Origin of the sequence: Microcoleus sp. PH2017_09_SFU_O_A, assembly GCF_020738625.1 — a bacterium.
Taxonomy (GTDB): domain Bacteria; phylum Cyanobacteriota; class Cyanobacteriia; order Cyanobacteriales; family Microcoleaceae; genus Microcoleus.
Genome location: NZ_JAEQCF010000100.1, coordinates 1 through 18299, shown reverse-complemented (window position 1 = coordinate 18299; position 18299 = coordinate 1). Strand labels below are relative to the sequence as shown.

The 18299-nt window shown below is 46.1% G+C and carries 15 protein-coding genes and 2 pseudogenes; 4 read left to right on the top strand and 13 right to left on the bottom strand.

Annotated elements, in window-relative coordinates; translation table 11 throughout:
- Positions 1 to 742: 742 nt before the first annotated feature.
- Positions 743 to 1597: a hypothetical protein gene (locus JGK16_RS28680; RefSeq protein ID WP_293193417.1), complete on the top strand. Its 855-nt coding sequence runs from the start codon at positions 743 to 745 to the stop codon at positions 1595 to 1597.
- A gap of 87 nt (positions 1598 to 1684) precedes the next feature.
- Here JGK16_RS28680 and JGK16_RS28675 read toward each other — a convergent pair whose 3' ends face one another.
- From JGK16_RS28675 to metK, 8 genes and pseudogenes are all read right to left on the bottom strand, one after another.
- Positions 1685 to 1813: a hypothetical protein gene (locus JGK16_RS28675; protein WP_293203549.1), complete on the bottom strand. Its 129-nt coding sequence runs from the start codon at positions 1811 to 1813 to the stop codon at positions 1685 to 1687.
- 7 nt (positions 1814 to 1820) lie between these two features.
- Positions 1821 to 3788, bottom strand: coding sequence for a HAMP domain-containing sensor histidine kinase (locus JGK16_RS28670; RefSeq protein WP_293186134.1), 1968 nt, complete (start codon positions 3786 to 3788; stop codon positions 1821 to 1823).
- 346 nt (positions 3789 to 4134) lie between these two features.
- On the bottom strand, positions 4135 to 4425 hold the full coding sequence (locus JGK16_RS28665) for a hypothetical protein (protein ID WP_293193416.1): 291 nt from the start codon (positions 4423 to 4425) through the stop codon (positions 4135 to 4137).
- Positions 4422 to 5289: pseudogene (locus JGK16_RS28660) on the bottom strand (transposase); the annotation flags it as partial. The pseudogene JGK16_RS28660 and the gene JGK16_RS28665, both read right to left, overlap by 4 nt.
- 117 nt (positions 5290 to 5406) lie before the next feature.
- Positions 5407 to 5844 (bottom strand): annotated as a pseudogene (locus JGK16_RS28655) (RNA-guided endonuclease TnpB family protein); the annotation flags it as partial.
- Between the two features lie 189 nt (positions 5845 to 6033).
- A complete protein-coding gene (locus JGK16_RS28650) occupies positions 6034 to 7908 on the bottom strand; it encodes a HEAT repeat domain-containing protein (RefSeq protein ID WP_293193413.1) in 1875 nt (624 codons plus the stop codon).
- Positions 7909 to 8243: 335 nt separating this feature from the next.
- Positions 8244 to 9410, bottom strand: coding sequence for a family 10 glycosylhydrolase (locus JGK16_RS28645; protein WP_293186128.1), 1167 nt, complete (start codon positions 9408 to 9410; stop codon positions 8244 to 8246).
- 427 nt (positions 9411 to 9837) lie between these two features.
- Positions 9838 to 11100 carry a methionine adenosyltransferase gene (gene metK, locus JGK16_RS28640; protein WP_293186127.1) on the bottom strand — a complete coding sequence of 421 codons (1263 nt, stop codon included), beginning with the start codon at positions 11098 to 11100 and terminating at the stop codon, positions 9838 to 9840.
- A 296-nt stretch (positions 11101 to 11396) separates the two neighbouring features.
- Between metK and JGK16_RS28635 the strand changes: the two genes are divergently transcribed.
- Positions 11397 to 13121 (top strand): AAA-like domain-containing protein, encoded by a 1725-nt coding sequence (locus tag JGK16_RS28635; RefSeq protein WP_293186126.1) that lies wholly within the window; start codon positions 11397 to 11399, stop codon positions 13119 to 13121.
- 199 nt (positions 13122 to 13320) lie between these two features.
- Here JGK16_RS28635 and JGK16_RS28630 read toward each other — a convergent pair whose 3' ends face one another.
- Together JGK16_RS28630 and JGK16_RS28625 are read right to left on the bottom strand one after the other, a co-directional pair.
- Positions 13321 to 13668: a rhodanese-like domain-containing protein gene (locus JGK16_RS28630; protein WP_293186125.1), complete on the bottom strand. Its 348-nt coding sequence runs from the start codon at positions 13666 to 13668 to the stop codon at positions 13321 to 13323.
- Positions 13669 to 13996: 328 nt separating this feature from the next.
- Entirely contained in the window at positions 13997 to 14605 is a 609-nt protein-coding gene (locus JGK16_RS28625; RefSeq protein ID WP_293186123.1) for a hypothetical protein, read from the bottom strand.
- On the opposite strand from JGK16_RS28625, the gene JGK16_RS28620 reads away from it, so the two are divergent.
- Both JGK16_RS28620 and rpsD read left to right on the top strand, forming a co-directional pair.
- The gene (locus JGK16_RS28620; RefSeq protein ID WP_293186122.1) at positions 14604 to 14729 is read left to right on the top strand and encodes a hypothetical protein; all 126 of its coding nucleotides are present in this window, start codon (positions 14604 to 14606) and stop codon (positions 14727 to 14729) included. The two genes, JGK16_RS28625 and JGK16_RS28620, sit on opposite strands and share 2 nt — an antisense overlap.
- A 72-nt stretch (positions 14730 to 14801) precedes the next feature.
- Positions 14802 to 15410: a 30S ribosomal protein S4 gene (rpsD, locus tag JGK16_RS28615; protein WP_293143096.1), complete on the top strand. Its 609-nt coding sequence runs from the start codon at positions 14802 to 14804 to the stop codon at positions 15408 to 15410.
- 430 nt (positions 15411 to 15840) lie between these two features.
- On the opposite strand, the gene JGK16_RS28610 is transcribed toward rpsD, so the two are convergent.
- The 3 genes from JGK16_RS28610 to JGK16_RS28600 form a co-directional block, all read right to left on the bottom strand.
- The gene (locus JGK16_RS28610; protein ID WP_293203548.1) at positions 15841 to 17277 is read right to left on the bottom strand and encodes an MFS transporter; all 1437 of its coding nucleotides are present in this window, start codon (positions 17275 to 17277) and stop codon (positions 15841 to 15843) included.
- Positions 17278 to 17297: 20 nt separating this feature from the next.
- Complete coding sequence (locus JGK16_RS28605) at positions 17298 to 17438, bottom strand: hypothetical protein (RefSeq protein WP_293186118.1); 141 nt, start codon at positions 17436 to 17438, stop codon at positions 17298 to 17300.
- Between the two features lie 237 nt (positions 17439 to 17675).
- Complete coding sequence (locus JGK16_RS28600; protein WP_293186117.1) at positions 17676 to 18245, bottom strand: hypothetical protein; 570 nt, start codon at positions 18243 to 18245, stop codon at positions 17676 to 17678.
- Positions 18246 to 18299 lie beyond the last annotated feature (54 nt).

Genomic DNA, 18299 nt, shown 5'->3' with positions numbered 1-18299 from the left:
TCCGTTGGTGCCGCACCCTTAGAAGTATTGAAAGAGTATATTAGAAATCAAGAAAAGCCGTCCTAAAAGGACGGGGCTTGTATCCCATTTTCTTGGTCAGTGTTGGCTGCTATGTGATGTAGTAGCTATCGATCGCACCATTCGCGATCGCTGGAGAATTGAGAATCTACTGCACTGGTGTTAAATATCACCTTGAGGAAGAGATGGCGACGATGAATGGGTAGCACTTTATAGGGCATTTTTTGGCCCTTACTGACCATAGGGGCGATCGACAACCAGAAAAAATACAGTAATCCAGAACTATAAATGATACTATAGCCAGCAGTCAAAAATCCTGTAATGTTTGTAGTGGAAATCCCGCTGCGATCGGTATTTCAGCTCCTGGGACACCGCCCCTAAATACTTGCACAAATGATTGAAGCTCGCCATACACCCATACGGTTGGGTTAAGACTGTCATGCAGTCAAAACGATGTAAAAAATAGACTCTGGGATTATTTTCCTAGCCTTTACCGAAGCGATCGCACAAGAGCGTTTGTCTCTTCCGACAACCCCTAGGCGAAGCGTATTGCGTTATACACTACCAATCCCAGATACTGAAAAATTTGGATAATTTTTTATAGTAGAACTTGACAGGACAAACCATATGCGGCATTTTGGGGTGGAATCAGGTGTTTGTGGGAGATTTCCGCGTTCAGGGTTTAAAGGTAAATCTTCAATGAATAAACTAAGGAGAGTATAGAGTGGCAAAGGCACTTGTTACGCTAGCAATAGGCAAGAACTATGAACTCATGTTCGAGAAACATTGTAGGTCTCTATGGCAGCACTATGCTGAAAAATATCAATTTGAAGTTGTTGTTTTGACACAACCGTTAGATAATTCGTCCAAGGCTCAGTCTAGAAATCCATCATGGCAAAAGTGCTTAATTTTGTCAGAACCCAGTCTTCAAAAATACGATCAAGTTGTTTGGGTCGATGCTGATATATTGATTAACCCAAACAGTCCCGATATTACCGAGGGAGTTCCACTAGAGAAGATTGGGGCAGTCGATGATTATGCAACTCCTAGTAGAGCAGATCACGAGATTTGCCTGAAAAGACTTTATGATTTTTGGTCTAAGAATGGTATCGAATACATAGACAACCTTTCTCCTACAGCTTTTTACAAAAGTTTTGGGATAGATGCAGAATTTGAATCCGTTGTACAAGCCGGAGTTATGGTGCTTTCTCCTCGTTATCATCGAGAATTGCTGGAGTATGTTTATCACTCCTATGAAGACAAAGGTTCGGGAGAATGGAACTATGAAATGCGCCCATTGAGCTATGAGATATTGATGCAGGGTATTGAGTGCTGGATTTCTCCAAAATTCAATATGCCTTGGCCTTTAATCCAGCAATTTCTGTACCCCTTTCTAAGTTCGAGAGACAACATAGTACAAAAGGGATTACAAAAAATTGGTTTAAATCCTAAGGCTTCACTAATTTCTAAATGTGTAACAACAGCATTTTTCAATAACTATTTCCTTCATTTTGCTGGAGGAACTACTGGTGACATGAAATATGTTGATACAAAAGTCACTTCAATATTTGACCTTTGATCGAGCTTTCAGAAGTTATATAGCAATTCTCAAGTGAGTCAGGTACAGATTGGCAATTGACAAAAAGTAAGACAACTGGCGAGAAACTCACGAAACTCGATCGCAGTCATACCTCATCACGCCCAGAAAAGCTACATTCAATACACCAGTCAATTCAACTGGTAGGGTGTCCAAGAGCTTGATTCTTTCCTGTTTTTCGCTTGGCACCCTACCCATGTGTGTATTAACTATTTCCTGCTGGTATGCGTATCGTGAAAATAGACCCTTTGCCCTCTTCGCTTTCTACCAAAATCTCGCCGCCCATCATCTGACAGTAGTGGCGGCTAATTGTCAGCCCCAATCCAGTCCCACCGTACTGGCGCGCCGCCGAAGAATCAGCTTGCGCGAAGGCTTCAAACAATTTTTGCTGTTGTTGGGGAGACATTCCAATGCCGGTATCTTTAACTCGAAAGCAAATCCAATCCGATGCTTGAACATTCGCAACTGGACAAGCAATCAAACTCGATTTCGCCTCGCCCGCAACCATTAAATTTTCAACACCCGACAGATGCGCTACATTCGATTCTCCGGTTCCCTCAACACGGCTGACGCTGACTTTCACTATCCCATTTTTGGTGAACTTAGCAGCATTGTTCAGCAGGTGCAGCAGGACTTTTCGCACTTTTGCTAAATCTGCGTGCATAGTGCCAACAGTTTGACTGTCACACTCTATTTCTAAAACATTGCCATTCTGTTGTAAAGACAATTTTACCGCCATTGACATGTGATCGAGCAGGGATTCGATGTCAAACTCTTCGATGTCGAGGTTCATTCCCCCCGCTTGAATTTTTGACAAATCGAGGATGTCGTTAACCAAAGATAGCAGGTGCGTGCCTGCATTCTGAATCTTGTCTAAGTCGGTAACAAAATCTTTGTACCCGGAATCTCTGGCATCTTCTAAAAGTAGTTGACTGTAGCCGATAATCGCATTTAAAGGCGTCCGCAACTCGTGACTCATATTGGCTAAAAAGTGGCTTTTAGCAGTGGTAGCCACTAAAGCATCTTCCTTAGCTTGTGCCAATTCTTTTGTATGTTCGGAAACTCGCTCGATCAGGTGATTGAGAGATACAGCTAACGAGCTTATTTCGTCTTGTCCGCTGACGGGGGCTCGCAAATCAAAATTCGACTCGGCGGCGACTTGTTGAGCCACCTGAGTGACGCTGACGACTGGTTTGGCGATCGCCCTACTGGTGCGGCAAGCCACTATTCCAGCCAGCCCTACCGACAGCAGCATACTAATCATAATTATGCCCTTTTCGATTCCTTGGGCAGCCTGCATCACTGCACCGCCTTGGCGCTCTTGCTGCTGGGCAATATCGAGGATTTTGCTCAATTCCTGAAGGTGTCCCTCAAGCTGTTTTGCACCTTCTCCGCTTTCTGTGGCCAACAATTTTCGGATCGACTCTATCTTCCGAGGCGACAGTTGCGATTGCTGGACTTGCAGCAAAGTTGAGTTGAGAGTATCGGCGTAGGATTCTAAATTTTCCGTGCAATCTTGGAGTAAAGTTTTGAGAGCTTCCGGCTTGGCTGCGAGCCAAGCTGGTTGGCTTTCGGCAAATTTTTCGATACGCAACCGCAGGTTTTTAGCCTTAACAATACTGTTGATAAACTGCTGTTTTTGCAGTTCCAACTTAGGGGAATTGTCTACAAAAGAATCTAGCTGTGCTCCCTGCAATTGTGCCGCCAGTGCTGCATCTTTAAAGTTACCGATCAATTGTGCTTGTATGTGAGCATCATTGAGTTGTCTCAATCCTTTTTCTTGGTGGTACTCAGCGATTGTGAGTCCGCTCAGCGAGCCAACAAATCCGATTCCTATTGCTAGCAAATACCCGCCACTGATTTTTTTGTCTATGGGCAGACAGCCAAGCTTAAAAGACAAGTTTTTGGTAAGTTTCAAGGAGGGTTGTTTTGCCAGATTGTGGAGCGATGATTGTTTGGGTTCGGTTTCTACAGAAGCAAATTGTGCGGAAATAAAGGGCCACATCCGTTTACCTAAATTGCTATTTTCGGGGTTATTTGTTTGCGGTAATACAGCTTTTTCCTGCTGGCTCAATGGTTGCAAATCTGGATTTGCCTCGCCCTTGCCTTGCCAAGCACCAACCGATAAACCTACTTCGTTGCGTGTTTTTTTGAGCAAATTTGTTTTTGACATATGCAACCGCTGTATTCTGTGAAAATTTACCACGCTCGTAAGTTCTCCAAAGGGAAAAGCTTGTGTGTTTTCCAGTAGACATCTGCGAAAAAGTATCTGAAACTCTTGTCGAGTCAGGGCAGAAGCTTAAATTCGGTTGATGTCTAATAGATAATTAGGCTGTTGATGGCTGTTGCCAAATTACTTTTTCGACTGGTAAAAGTCTCCAGCAGGCAAAAAAAGAAAGATTTATCCCGGCAGTGAATTATTGCCACATGAATTTTTACAGGCAGAAAATTCTGTCTGATGCGTTTTGCCTGTGAGTAGCCCAAAGCTGATATTGTCTCTTGACAATGCACCCGATTCCTCAGCTTTGGGGTGTTGCTACCAGCAATGCGACGATTGCTTGACGGTTTTTGTTGCGTATCCGACTAATACATACCACAGAATGTGACAAATGTGGCTGCCGATCGCGCTTCTGCACTAAGAGCGATCGACTTTTGGCATCGCAGCCCCGCAAGTCCTGTAAATCGAGTATAACTTTAGGGCTTACGAAAAGAAACCGCGTTTCTACGGTTAACTGTTGCACTTGCGAGTTCTCTCTGTGCCGACAGTTAATTCGATCGCTCCTATTAATAGCTGGTAAAAGTATAGTCATTTATAGACATGGGAGGCTTCAATTCCCTCCCCCTTCACTTTTACTTTGAGCGGATTAACCCGCCTCGGCTGAACTACGCCCACGACGTATCCCATCGCCGAACGCATTTGGGATTGCTTTTCTGAGAATGTTAAAAGAACCGTTCACGTCAGAATTAATTAACTGACCAGTCGATGTTTTGTACAAACCTCGTTTAATCCGTTTTCCGGTAAATACAGGTTCTGTTTTTGTTTTTCCGTAAACAGGAATTGGATCTAAGCCCAAGAAATTGGCTTTGGAGGTAAAAGATTCCTCCTGTACGATTACCTTGATTCCAACTAAAAAAGCTTTGTATTCCAGCATCTCAATTAATCGAGCGTGAGGAATGCTGACAAAGTTTTGGTTAGTTTGCTTCCCCATATTGATCTCGGTTTTCCACTGTGCATTCTTGCCAATTACTAGCGTCCCAATTTGTTGTGCGACCAGAATATCGACAATCGTGCGACTTGTATGATGCAAGTAATTGTCTACTTTTTGATTGCGGCAGCGAGTTAAGCGTTGAATGCGTGACGATGTTTGGCGCCTCCCTTTCAATTGGGATTGCAATTGTGCTTTACGCTTGTTATAGAACTGGTTAATCGATTTCAATGGTCGTCCATTAATCAACAGTGGGATCAAACCCGGTTGATTTGAAGTTAACGCCACCAAATTATTCAGTCCTAAATCAATACTAGCTACAAAATTGTTATTTTTAGCGGTGGACTCCGGTTCACTTCGACTACGCTCAGTACAAGCATTGTAAATCACCTCAATTACATAAGCATCGCATTTTGGAACCAACCTAACTTGACAAATCCGGTCAGGATTGACTTTAGTTTTAATGGCTCTCCTGGGGTTGTGGTGCAAACTGTATCTCAATCTACAAAATTTGCAAGGTGCAAATGTTGAAACTCATATCAGAAGTCATATAAGCTTCACTTATCACCGAATACCCAGGAGAGCCGTTTTAATTGAAAATTCAGTACCAGAAAGTTTGAAAATTCCGTTTCTCAACTGTTTACTGCTAATCGCCTGAATCGTGTAAATAAGGATATTTCGACCTTTAACCTTGTCCTTGTATTTAGGTAACTTTGGACGACCCGTAAATTTTAAAGAGTCAGCTTTGTAAGCTTTGACGGCTTCAAAAAACGATTTCCAATTCTGATCTAGCACCATCAATATTTGCTGACTTACTTTAGCAGGCAAAGCCTTGTATGCGACCTGAGACTTCATCAATCGGTTCATCTCGTTGTAATTGACGTAGCCCCATCCATAAATCAAGTTCTGACGAATGACATAATTGGCGGCATTGTACAGATTTTTGGACTTGAATGCTAGTTGGTCAATCTCGACAAAACGAGGTTCCGTTGATTTAATGATATGCCTTTCTGCTAATTGCATTTGAGACTTCCGTTCTTTGGGCTATGCGTATTCCTTGTTAAACACTCTCAACAATATAATACCATTATTGTTTATAATTGCTTATAAACTCAATGAAGTTTTACAATACCAGTTCAAAAAAATAATGCAACGTTAAGCAAGCTTCAAACCCTTAGAAAATAAGTTATTCCCAAATCTAAAATCTAAAATCTAAAATCTAAAATCGGATAACTTCCCATTTCTACCCAAAGCTTCATCTGCCAATTGCACAATCCAGCGATTCGGCCTGGCTTGGGCTCTGGCGGCAAGCACCACGCCCCAAGCTTCTTGTTCTTTGCCCCGGCCCAACAGGGCAGCACAAACAGTCAAAGCTGCGGCTGTTGAACGGCTGATGCCACTTTGACAGCAGACGAGCAATTTGCCGGGGTGCGCCGATATTTGGCGGGCGAAGTCAATAATTTGGAGTACGTCATCAATTGTAGCCAAGACGCGATCGGGGTCGTCAACGGGGGTTTCGAGGTCGTTAAATTCTAACCGCAATCGGTTAGGGACTTTGTGAAAAGTTTTGGGATCTGGTACGCCCGGAGTGCCGATCGAGATTAAGTATTGGAGATTCCGGCCCGCAGGGCGATCGATAATATATTCGGTGGCTTCTGCTTCCGAAGCAATCTGGATTTGCGACAGTTTTTCACCCGAGACATCCGTAGCAGATTCCTGCTCAAAATAAACTGTTTTTACCTCAGCGCCGACATCCGGCAAATATTGGGCGGCGAGGGCGCGAACGTCAGCAAATTGGCGTTTTAAAGCTGCTTCCAGAGCCAAAAGAGCAGCACGAGAGCCAATTTGACCGAGGGATTTAACAGCCTTTTGGCGCACTCCAGAGGTTTCGTCTTCCAGCAGTCGCACCAAACCTGCTACAGCCTCGTCTGTCCCAATCTGCCCCAAAGCATCAGCAACTCTCCACCGCACATAGGATTCGCTGTCGCCTAGGGCGATCGCCAGTCCCGCAGCCACCATTTTTTGCAAGTTAGCATCTCCGGCTATATTGATGTTCCCGAGTGCAACAGCCGCCCTGCCGCGCACGAAAATGTCTCGATCCGAGAGCGATCGCATTACCGCCACCGCAGCCACCTCGCTGCTGATTTCCCCCAAGGCAGAAACTGCACTGCCGCGCACATCTGAGTCCTCGTGGTTGAGGGCTTGCAGCAGCCCGGCCACAGCCGTTTCGGTCCCGATTTGTCCCAAGGCCTCGGCGGCCCTCAAAGAAACGGCATAGGAGTCGGGTTCGTGAAGCAATTCTACTAAGCGGGGTACTGCGTCGCGATCGCCAATTTTCCCCAAAGCCGCCGCCGCCCTAGCACGGACGAGGTGATTTTCGTCTCTGAGGGCATTCAGCAGCCCCGGAACTACCTCAGCCACCCCGATTTTCCCGCAGTTTACGGCGGCCCGCCAGCGCACCTCTGAGTCTTGATGTTTCAAGGCTTTGATCGTGGTGGGGACGGCTATTTTGGGGTTAATTTTACCCAAGGCCCAAACCGCCCAGGCGCGCACTCCGGCGGCTTTGTGGTTGAGGGCTTCGATCAGTGCTGCGGCTGCTGGTTTCGAGTCAATTTCTCCTAGGGCCCAAGCGGCCCAAGCTTGCGCTTGGGAATCGGCAGATTCGAGCACCCGCGCTAATTCAATTACTGCCGCCCTAGAGCCAATGAGGCCGATCGCCCGAATGCAATGAAGGCGCACGGCACGGTCTTTGTGGTTCAATGCTTTGACAAGCATTGGAATTGCCATATCGGAACTTGTTAGTGCCAGCAGTTGAATTTTGAGCGGCAGCGAAGTTTTAATTTTTACGATTAATCTTACTGTTTTTAGTTGAAACTCCGGCTTTACCATTCCTGCTAGCTTCGAGCCGAGTTTTAAATTTACTTTTAGGGCTAATTTTACTGCGCGCAAAGCCTGGCTTTGCTGTTCTACTTGCGGCAATATTGTCGCCAAGGTGTGCATCCCTTGTTTTTGTTTCAAATATTTTTGGTTGAATTCAGCATCGCTGAGCTCTGGTAGCTGTTGGATGAGGGTTGCTACTGAGTTCATTCATTTATCCTCATATTTTGGCGATCGTTTGAGATTGCTCTTTTTAAACTCGGTTTCTTTAATAAAATACGCCTGCACCTACAAAACTCAACTGATAAAAAAACTTGCACCACTTATAAAATATGTCCGATTAGACTATTTTAACAACTCCCCAAAGATTGATTATCTGTTTTTTGGGCGATCGGCTTAACCATTAGTAGCGCTTGCTGCTTGGCATCGATGCACTGTTTGCTAGACTTGCTCTGCGCTATATCATTTTATACCAAGTTGGCTTGAGATATCGATCGACTCCGTTGAACGCAACAAACCGGAAACAGCCCGATTCCGGGAGAGTGTCAACCGTAGGGCCCATTTTTCAAAGCCTCAGCCAAAGCATTATCGTTATCCCGCAAACCTTCGTAAAAAAACAGCACTTCTCCTGGAACGCCGCGAGCACGGTTGTAAGCAATTACTTGCAACAACAGCTCCGGATTCATGCTATAATTGCCCCCTCGATTCGCCAACAGGATACCGGGAGACACACAGGACACTTGCTCGCAGGTAAGTTGTCGATCGATCAGTCGATCGAGCAATTGTTTGTAACCGTTAAAATCGCGGCGATAAAACTGCGGGTGAAGCATATCAACCAACTTTTTGTCAACCCAAGCTTGAGAATCTTGCAAATATTCTACGAATCCCCAGTCATAGGGACTCGGCGACATTGACAGCAACAAATCTGGATTAATCGCCTTCAATTCTCGGTGCAAGCGAGCGACAAAATCAGTAATTATATCAGCGCGCCAGTGCAGCCAATGTTGCTCTCTACAATTATGTGGCGCTTCTCTCCCGCACTCTTGGCGGTAGCGTTTAACCGTTTTTTCATCATAACCGCCTTCACAGGGTAGTGCAATGCGATCGTCTCCTTGAACGCCATGTACCGGATAATTCCTCGCAACTTCCAGCATCAACCCCAGCAAAAAATCTTGCACTTCCGGGTCAAGAGAATTCATCCATTCAAACTTATTTTTCTTAAGTAAATTGCCATTACAATCGCGCGCCGCCCATTCCGGTTTCTTCGCCAGCAAATGACCGCCGTTGAGATTGTAAGAACTCACAAATCCGTATTCAAACCAAGGAATAACTTTTAAACCAACTCTATTAGCCTCAACAATTAATTCTCCCAAAGGGTCGCGTCCTTGATAGCGCGCGTCAATTTCAACCCCAAATTGTTCGCGCATTATTTGAGAAGGATAAGCCGTAAAACCCCGGTTCCAAACTACAGGAAATACTGTATTAAATCCCGTATCTGCAAGAAAATTCATTGCCTCAGCAATCCGCTGTTTTGAGGTGAGAACTTTGCAGTCAGTGCTGGGTATCCAAACGCCGCGCATTCCAGTATTGTCGGCCACCAACGAACTCGGCATTGCTGCTGGATTTGGTGATAAAAATTTACCAGCAAATCGCTGTTTTAGATCCGAACCAAATCTGCGAATTGTTGACTGGAAAGAAGGAAAAAATGGCATTAGGTATGTTGTTGCGCTTCAGCGCTCTTACATATACTAAGGAGGCGTGTAAAAATAACTCGATCGAGTGCATTGCTAAACCGTATCTAATTTAAAGGCTTCAATTAAAAAGTTACACAACTTATTTTTACATGATTCCTAAGAGCGCCCAAGCGCAACTACGTACCTTTTAGTGTGCAAGCCATTAGCCGATCGCCTATACAGAAAAAAACGCACTGCTGACGAACCCTAGGGAACTTATATCATCACTCCTCGACCCAACTGGCACTCTGATAGAGGTTCATTTTTAGTTAGGTACGTAGTTGCGCTTCAGCGCTCTTAATACTAAGAGCGCTGAAGCGCAACTACGTACCTTTTGCGTACCTTTTGTCGGTTAATTACCCATAATCAAGCAATAAGGGCGCGGAGGGCGCGCCCCAACATTCTACTATACAGCTACTCCAGACAACTGCTGGCTCAAAGCTGATTTCAAAAGCTCTGCCTTATCAGTTTGCTCCCAAGGTAACTCTAGATCCGTGCGTCCGAAGTGACCGTAAGCCGCTACATCTTGGTAGAAACGACCGCCTCTTTCCGCAGGCAAATTCTGCAAGTTAAAGGTCTGAATGATGCCCGCAGGACGCAGTTCAAAATGCTGCTTCACAACTTCCAAAAGGCGATCGTCATCAACTTTACCAGTGCCAAAAGTTTCGATCATCATGCTAACAGGGCGTGCTACGCCGATCGCATAACTCAACTGCACTTCGCACTTTTCTGCCAAACCGGCCGCCACAATATTTTTAGCAACATAGCGACAAGCATAGGCCGCGCTGCGGTCTACCTTCGTGGGGTCTTTCCCTGAAAAAGCACCGCCACCGTGACGGGAATAGCCGCCGTAGGTATCCACAATAATTTTGCGGCCAGTCAAACCCGAATCTCCTTGAGGCCCGCCGACGACAAATTTGCCAGTGGGGTTGACAAGGAAGCGAGTTTCTGCATCCGGCTTGATGCTAATATCGGCAAACACGGGTTGGACAACAGCAGTCCAAAGATCTGCTTTAATCTTGGCTTGAACCGCGGCTGTTTCGGTGATATCGTCGATCGCCTCAGTGTGCTGGGTAGAAATTAAGATCGTATCAATACCAACAGGTTTCCCGTCTTCGTAAGTTACGGTAACTTGGCTTTTACCGTCCGGACGCAGGTAAGGCAATTGACCTGTTTTGCGGACTGCGGCCAGTTGACGGCAAATCCGGTGCGCTAAACTAATCGGTAAAGGCATCAATTCCGGCGTTTCGTTGCAAGCAAAACCGAACATCAAGCCTTGGTCGCCAGCGCCGATCGCATCCAACTCCTCTTCACTGGACTGTTCGCGACTTTCGTGGGCTGTATTCACCCCTTGAGCAATATCGGGAGATTGAGAGTCCAAAGCCACCAAAACCGAGCAGCTATTGGCAGAAAATCCGTTATCAGCGTGGATGTAGCCAATATCGGCTATTTTTTTCCGCGCCAATTCTATGTAATTTACCTGAGCTTTGGTGGTAATTTCGCCCGTCAGCAGCATCAAACCCGTGTTGACGACAACTTCGGCTGCGACGCGACTTTTAGGGTCTTCGGTCAGCAAGGCATCTAAGATAGTGTCTGAAATTTGATCGCAGATTTTATCGGGATGGCCTTCAGTGACCGATTCAGAGGTAAACAGGTAGCGGCGTGACAATGATTATTTCTCCTATTCGTGCGAATCTGCTTGACATTGGCGACAGACGACTGACTTTTCAGGTAGAGGCGCAGAATCATCGCGTCTCGGTCGCCAGAAAATTTGTGTCGGTCTGGTGCGAGTTTAGGCAGGGTTTGAGATTAGCTAAAGTGACACTACTATAGCAAAGTCAGTTCCGGGAAGTGCTGAAAAACTTACATTTTGTCGGATTGTCAATAAGTCTTTGACACCGATCCTCTGCCCCCCTAATCTGACAAAGGTAAGATACAGTCAGGGTATCGCCTCGCGGATGCACTATGGCAGGAATCCCAAAATCACCAAATTTAATCCAAACGGTTGCAGACCTAGAATTTCCTGGGGGCCCAATACCGCTTGACTCTCGATTTTATATCGATCGATCGCCCGTCGAAGCCCGAGCTTGTGCAGAAATTAGCAAGCCAGGGAGTCTGATTCGGATTAAAGCTCCCAGAAAAATGGGCAAAAGTTCGCTGATGCTGCGGATAATTCAAGCTGCGGTCGATCGCGGATACCGCACAGTCACTGTAGACTTTCAGCAAGCTGACGAAGCAGTTTTTGCTACCTTAGATAAATTTTTGCGCTGGCTGTGTGTCAATGTCGCTCGCCAACTCAAACTCGAACCAAATCTCGATGAAATTTGGGATGAAGATATGGGCAGCAAAGTAAGCTGCTCTCTTTACTTTGAGAACTATTTGCTCGAACAAATTGACAGTCCCCTAGTCTTGGTACTCAACGAAGTCAACCGAGTATTTGAACGCGCCAATATCGCTCAAGAATTCCTGCCGCTGCTCCGTTTTTGGTACGAACAAGCGCGACAGAGCGAAACCTGGGAAAAACTGCGAATCGCGGTCATTCACTCGACAGAAATTTATATTGCTTTGAGTCTCAATCAATCTCCATTCAATGTAGGGCTGCCGATTAAACTCTCAGAATTTAGTGCCGAACAAGTCCAAGAGTTGGCGCGCCGCCACGGACTGAACTGGAACGACAGCTATCCCGTCGAGCAATTAATGCAAATGGTAGGCGGTCATCCTTATTTAGTGCATTTAGCGCTTTATCACCTGGCAATTTTACAGCAAAACCGCCTGTCGGTTGGGGAGAATGAGTCTGGGGAGGAGCTGGGGCGAGCCGAGTTGGAAGAACTATTAAAAGCAGCTCCTACTCAAAGCGGAATTTATAGCGACTACTTGCGGAATCAGTCGATCGCCATTCAGCAGCAGCCAGAACTCGCCTGGGCATTCCAACAGGTTCTTGATGTTAAAAATAGCATTCACCTCGAACCTTTAATGGCCTATCAGTTAGATAGCATGGGACTTGTCAAATTAGCGGGCAATAACTGTAGTTTATCTTGCGAATTATATCGGCTGTATTTTCAAGAGCAAAATTTATGCGAGGACGGTTTCTCGGCTGTAGGTTTTGAGGAGTTGCAGCAAGAAAATGAAAGACTGCTAGCTTTGGTTAATGTGGACGAACTTACCCAAATTGGCAACAGACGACATTTTGACAGTTGCTTGCGAGCGGAATGGAAACATAATGCTCGCGATGAGTCTCCGATATCTTTAATTTTGTGCGACATCGATTATTTCAAAATTTATAACGATACCTACGGACATCAAGCTGGAGATAGTTGTTTGCGATCGGTAGCTCAGGCAATTCGCCGATCGCTCCAGCGTCCTGCTGATGTAGCTGCTCGCTACGGCGGTGAGGAATTTGCGATCGTTTTACCTCAAACAGATGCAGCGGGCGCTCTGCTGGTTGCCGAACGCATTAGAGCGAAAGTTAAAGCTTTGAATATTGTTTTTAACCCGGAGAGTGTTGAATGTTTGCCTAATTCTGTGGTGACAATTAGTTTGGGAATTGCTAGCGTTGTTCCCGGCCCGGAAAATGATGCAGCAACGCTGGTACTGGCGGCTGATGAGGCTCTTTATGACTCAAAAAGGCACGGGCGCGATCGGATCACTATGAGCACGCTGTTAAATTTTCGATTTGCTGCTGTTAATTAGGATTCAGATCCTGTCAGCCCAAACCCGATAATAAACAAAGGTTCGTAGTGAGGACTTTAGTCCGCATCCGGTTCGTAGTGAGGACTTTAGTCCTTTCCTAAGGTTCGTAGTGAGGACTTTAGTCCGCATCCGGTTCGTAGTGAGGACTTGCATTCCGAACGATAGAACCTATATTGCGGTAGTTAGAGCGGGCATCAGATTAATAGCGCGGCACAGTGCGATCGACCAATATTGAGTAAGCATCGATGCCACCAACGATATTTTTAACGTTGTTAAAGCCTCGATCGCTCAACCAGTGACACATTTGAGCCGATCGCACTCCGTGGTGGCACAGCACCAGGGTTTCTGTGTCGCGATTTAGTCGATCGTCAATATCACCACACCATTGGGCAAACTCGCTCAGCGGAAAAGCCACAAATCCCGGCAGCGCTGCGAGTTCAATTTCGTAAGGTTCGCGCACGTCTACAAGCTGCAATTTATCAGCATTGGTTTCTGCTAATTTGCAACCTAATTCTTCGACTGTAATTTGACCAAAAACTTCTGACATTTGATTATAACAAAGAAGGAAGAAGGAAGAAGGAAGAAGGAAGAAGGGAGAAGGTACGTAGTTGCGCTTCAGCGCTCTTTGTTTATATAAACAAGAGCGAAGAATTACAAACAGTCCTGGAAGTAATTGTCACATCAAAGGTATGTAGTTGCGCTTCAGCGCTCTTTGTTATATATAAGACAAGAGCGAAGAATTACAAACAGTCCTGGAAGTAATTGTCACATCAAAGGTATGTAGTTGCGCTTCAGCGCTCTTCGTTATATATAAGATAAGAGCGCTGAAGCGCAACTACGTACCTAATTACCATTTCCCAACTACCCATAACTAATTAATTGAGTCGCGAAGGCGGTGGAATTAGCTCCGTAGGAGGTGTCGGTGCAGGACGCCCGTCCAACTGACTCACTGTGCCCCTGGGATCGAGACAAGTGGCAACTAACCTGTCCGTGGGAAAGTCGAGCCTGCCGCTCAACCCGACTACGCATTCAGCAAATAGTTCTGGCAATAAACTGCGGCGGCACCCATCAAGAACTAACAGGGCAGCAGCAGGTTGAGTTTTAGTTTTGCTATTAATATTCACCACGCAAGTAGTTAATTCGTCGGGGCGCCTCACCCGCCGACAACTAGAGAGCGCTTCGAGACCAGAAATATTGGTTTTGCGGCTGATTTGGAGGGCGCATCTGGATATGTCGCGGGGGTGGAGCGCGTCGGCACAAGCTGCTGCTGCTTCCTCGGCACCGATTCCCGCTTCGATTAGTTCCTTAGCGCAGACGCGATAGGGATTTTGAGTTCGGGGGAATCTCAGGGTGATGGCTGATGCTGGCGAGATTGGCAGTGCTGCTGCCAACAAACTCAGCGCGACTAAGGGAGTGCCGAGAGCCAACATCCAGCGCGGTGCTGGCTTTGGGGAAGCAGTGCGGAAAAAATTGGGGTTTTGCATGGCAGCTCGGTTTGTGAGTTTTTTGGGCTGGTTGGGTCGATCGCTCGATCGGCTTTTACTTCAAAATTTACCGCACATTACGGATGGCTGCGGTCGATCGATTTTTTTTATCGATTTTTGTTAGAATTTTCACCCTTATCAACATATAATATAGAGTCTGCATAAAATTGCATACAGAGATTAGAGAGGAAAATAAATGTCTCGATATCGAGGCCCCCGATTAAGAATCGTCCGTCGCCTGAAAGAGTTGCCGGGTCTAACCCGCAAAACTCCCAGACGGGATTATCCGCCTGGGCAGCACGGTCAAAACCGCAAAAAGCTCTCTGAGTACGCGGTTCGCTTACAAGAAAAGCAAAAACTACGTTTCAATTACGGTGTGACGGAACGCCAATTGCTCCGTTATGTCCGCAAAGCCCGCCGTGTGACGGGTTCCACAGGTCAAGTGTTACTGCAATTTTTGGAAATGCGCTTGGACAATACTGTGTTTCGGATGGGAATGGCTCCAACCATTCCGTCCGCTAGACAATTGGTAAATCACGGTCACATTACTGTGAACGATCGTGAAGTCAACATCGCTAGCTATCAGTGCAAGCCTGGTGAAGTGATTGCAGTCAAAAATAGAGAGCGCTCGCGCACGATGGTTGAAGCTAATCTCAAAGATCCAGGCTTGGCTCACTTGCCCAGTCACTTGGAATTTGATAAGCAAAAACTGGTTGGCAAAGTTAACGGCATTGTCGAACGTGAGTGGATTGCTCTTCAGATTAACGAACTGCTAGTGGTTGAATACTACTCGCGTCAAGCTTAATTTATTAGTCATCAGTCGTTGGTCATTAGTCATCAGTTAGTTGTTAGTAAGTAGTTAATAATTGGGTTCGTCCCCAGTTATTAGTTAATTACTACTGAATAATGAAGACTAAGGACTGAGGACTAATTTTTTAGGAATAAATGGCTATGCTGAAGGCTGAAAAAAGCTTTGTGACGGTCAACAATTAACTTTTAACAGTTAATTGTTGGCCGTTATATTATTTATGTCCGCTCAATGCCCGGAATCTGTAACGGTTTGTAGTAAGGACTTTAGTCGTAATAATGATGCGGACTAAAGTCCTCACTACAAACCAGTTAGTCGTAATAATGATGCGGACTAAAGTCCTCACTACAAACTGGTTAGTTATAGTAATGATGCGGGCTGAAGTCCGAACGATCAAACCGGACGATAGTTCTCGGAGGACATTATATTAATCGTTGAATTTGAACCGTAGAAAAGTCGGGACGATCGCCCTTAGCGACAAACTACGCGGTTCTCGAACCAAAATTAAAGGCAGCAAGCCCACCAGCCTCACAGCAGCCGAAAGGGCAAACAGTGCGCCCAAACTCATGCCCGGAAGTTCGGCAAGAAAGCCGCCGGCGGTAGTTCCCAAAGCCCCAGTTACTCCCGAAACTGCTGCGGCGATCGCAAAATAAGTCGATGGTTGTTCGATCGGCGCTATCTCCATTTGAATATTGTTCGTACACAGCCCGATCGCCCCTATAGTCGTTCCCCCGAGCAAGTGCAGCAGCGGCAACCACACCCACACCGCAAACGGGTAATTGCCCGTACCCAACCACAGCAAAGGCGTCACCGCTACCACCAGCCCCACCGCAATTAGCAAGGGGCGATTTCCCCAGCGATCGGCCAACTTGCCCCAAAACATCAACAGCAGCAGGTTTGCCCCGGAACTCAAGCTGTTGTAAACCGTTACCAAACTGACATCCAAGCTTAAATCTTTTAGCAGGTAGATATTAAAAAAAGGCGCGCTGAGATTAACTGCAAACGTCCACACGCTAAAGTAAATCAGAAACATTAAAAAATTAGAATTTTTCAGCACCGAAGGCACAAAATCTGTTATATTTTTTTCTTTTTTGTCGGGAACTCGATCGCTCTCTGCATCTTTTGGGTATGCCTGCGGGTTCACATCCACCATGAAGAATTGATACCCCAAACTAATCATTCCCGCCACAACACCCAAAAATAAAACCACACCGTAGCCCAAAATTGGATCTGCGCCCCAAGTTGACATCAACAGTCCCATCAGTGGCACTCCTAGCAAAGTAACTAAGCTAGTAGCACTGTTGCGAAATCCAAAATAGCGTCCCCGCAAACGGTGAGGAACCACCGCAGCCATCCAACTAAACCAATTAGAAGTAGCAAAAGCTGCCAGCACGCTAGCGGCGATGACAGTGACCAGAGTCCACTGGAGCAATTGTTGGGGATCTGCGTGCTGTCGGCCCCAAACAATTGCGATGACGAGCACTAGCCACAGCAGCCGCGACACGCCGAATATTCCTAGGTTGTACCAGTGGCGGCTGGTTGTGCGATCGGCGATGTATGCTCCTAATGGTTGCAGGAGATTTACCAGCATCGGAATAGCAGATAATATACCTATTTCCACGCTGCTCGCGCCGACTTGCAGCAAGAAGTTGCTCAGCAGCAGACCGGTAGTCGCCGACTCGAAGACAGCGGCAAAAACTCCCTCTATAGTTGAGGCTTTGAGGGTGGCTCGAATGTCTTGTTTAGAAATTTTGAGAGCTGTTTTTGGAGGTAGAACGAGCGGAGATATTGTCTTTTCTAGTATTTCAGGAGTCTGAAGACAGAGAGGTTCATTTAACTCTGCAACTGGTTCAACCATAGTCATAGGATTTTAGATTTTAGATTTTAGATTTTAGATTTTAGAATTGCAAAATCCTTGCTCTGTAAAGGTTTTGGGCTTGATTCTGATGAAATTATTTTGATACCAGAAAGAATTGGTTGAAAGCGCCAAGCGCGATCGGGAGAAATTAAAATCAGACGATTCATTACTCCAATCCTCTTCCTTCCAGGTAGAGGTCGCTCTGAAACTGTCAACTGTCAACTGTCAACTGTCAACTGTCAACTGAAGCCCTGGCGTCCAGACAATTTAATCTTTCTGCTGGGAATTGCTGAGTTCACGTAGTAAGATAAAGCCAGCCGCGCTTTCAAGATGTTAGCTTGAAAGCTAGACTGGCACTTCCGGGTAATTGTTATGAATATAGATGACAATCGATCCCTGGGACATCAACCGGTTGGAAGATATAATTTTGCAAATTGTAAAAAAGTAGGTTTTACCGCTTCACAAGGAAGCGATCGCAACATTTTGTCTGTCAAAAATTGCTCGAATTCCCCCTCGAACAAGTCGCCCCAAGGGCCAAAACAAGTTTCGCGCGAGCTCCTCCACTCGGCTCTCAAACCTATATAGGTGGCTAAATCTATAGAATCAAAGACGATCGACTTGCCGAGTATAGCTGCTAACTCCAGCCCTCGGGCCAGCACGGCTATTCCATCTGGGGCGACAACATCCACTTGCTGCATATCCACAACAACTCTCAGAGCGGCCATTTCCAAAGCTTGCTCCAAATTAATTTGGAAATCTAGGACAGCGATGCCACCGAGACAGCCCTTGGGTTGCAAAACAATGGTGTGGGATGCGGTGGTTTCGGGAGCGAGTTGAGCCGTTAAATCCGAAACAAATGACGGCATGATGGTAGTGGTGGTCATTATCTCTGTTCCCCCTCGGAGGCGATCGCCATAGCTGTACTCAGCACGGGGTTTGAAACTGTAACTTAATTTATGGACAAAGCTACCCATCCTTGACTATTTGGGTAGCTTTGTCCGCAACTCGGGCGATCGCACGAGACTATT

Excerpts from the sequence above, each read along its gene's own strand:
- JGK16_RS28645 (WP_293186128.1), bottom strand. The coding sequence starts at position 9,410 with ATGCCATTTTTTCCTTCTTTCCAGTCAACAATTCGCAGATTTGGTTCG.
- JGK16_RS28670 (WP_293186134.1), bottom strand. The coding sequence starts at position 3,788 with ATGTCAAAAACAAATTTGCTCAAAAAAACACGCAACGAAGTAGGTTTA.
- JGK16_RS28600 (WP_293186117.1), bottom strand. The coding sequence starts at position 18,245 with ATGGGTAGCTTTGTCCATAAATTAAGTTACAGTTTCAAACCCCGTGCT.
- JGK16_RS28665 (WP_293193416.1), bottom strand. The coding sequence starts at position 4,425 with ATGACTATACTTTTACCAGCTATTAATAGGAGCGATCGAATTAACTGT.
- JGK16_RS28625 (WP_293186123.1), bottom strand. The coding sequence starts at position 14,605 with ATGCAAAACCCCAATTTTTTCCGCACTGCTTCCCCAAAGCCAGCACCG.
- rpsD (WP_293143096.1), top strand. The coding sequence starts at position 14,802 with ATGTCTCGATATCGAGGCCCCCGATTAAGAATCGTCCGTCGCCTGAAA.
- JGK16_RS28605 (WP_293186118.1), bottom strand. The coding sequence starts at position 17,438 with ATGAATCGTCTGATTTTAATTTCTCCCGATCGCGCTTGGCGCTTTCAA.
- JGK16_RS28675 (WP_293203549.1), bottom strand. The coding sequence starts at position 1,813 with ATGGGTAGGGTGCCAAGCGAAAAACAGGAAAGAATCAAGCTCTTGGAC.
- JGK16_RS28610 (WP_293203548.1), bottom strand. The coding sequence starts at position 17,277 with ATGACTATGGTTGAACCAGTTGCAGAGTTAAATGAACCTCTCTGTCTT.
- JGK16_RS28635 (WP_293186126.1), top strand. The coding sequence starts at position 11,397 with ATGGCAGGAATCCCAAAATCACCAAATTTAATCCAAACGGTTGCAGAC.
- JGK16_RS28650 (WP_293193413.1), bottom strand. The coding sequence starts at position 7,908 with ATGAACTCAGTAGCAACCCTCATCCAACAGCTACCAGAGCTCAGCGAT.
- JGK16_RS28630 (WP_293186125.1), bottom strand. The coding sequence starts at position 13,668 with ATGTCAGAAGTTTTTGGTCAAATTACAGTCGAAGAATTAGGTTGCAAA.
- JGK16_RS28620 (WP_293186122.1), top strand. The coding sequence starts at position 14,604 with ATGGCAGCTCGGTTTGTGAGTTTTTTGGGCTGGTTGGGTCGATCGCTC.